The sequence below is a fragment of the Paraburkholderia sp. BCC1876 genome, assembly GCF_902833695.1.
Taxonomy (GTDB): domain Bacteria; phylum Pseudomonadota; class Gammaproteobacteria; order Burkholderiales; family Burkholderiaceae; genus Paraburkholderia.
Genome location: NZ_CADFGI010000054.1, coordinates 1 through 519 on the forward strand (window position 1 = coordinate 1; position 519 = coordinate 519).

The 519-nt window shown below is 71.9% G+C and carries 1 protein-coding gene; it reads right to left on the bottom strand.

The window, feature by feature from the left end; all coding sequences use genetic code 11:
• Positions 1-54 precede the first annotated feature (54 nt).
• A partial coding sequence (locus HWY05_RS37725; RefSeq protein WP_176061486.1) for a carotenoid oxygenase family protein occupies positions 55-519 on the bottom strand: 465 nt, incomplete at its 5' end.

The following is a 519-nucleotide window of genomic DNA, read 5'->3' on the forward strand; positions in this document are numbered from 1 at the left end:
TGTGTGCAAGCACGCCGCCCGACGTGCCTTTTTTGCTTGCGCGGCGCCGCGGCTTCAGTCGCGCGGCAGCCAGGCGCCGTGAAAGCCCGCCGGGATCCGCACCGGCAGATGCACGGTCGCCACCGGCTCGGCATCGAGCCGGCGCGCGTCGAGCACCACCACGTCGCTGGTGTCGGTGGCCGCGCGGTACACGCAGGCGAGCACCCAGCCGTCGTCGTCCTCGCTCGATCCCGCGCGCGGCACGAACACCGGTTCGCTGTTCTGGTCGCCGGGCGGCACCGCGTGGCGCATCACCTCGCCTGTGAGGACATCGAGGCGAACGATGCCGCGCATCTCGTCCAGGCCCGGCTGCTCGACCGCGTAGCAATAGCGATAGGCGCGGCCGGTGCGACGCTCGTCGATGCGCGGCAGCTCCAGCGCCAGGTCCGACAGCGCTCCTTCCTCGACCGTGCCGGCGTCGAGATCGAAGCGGTAGCGCCAAGGCGTGCCGACCGGGTTCGGCTCGAAGGCCTGGCCGTC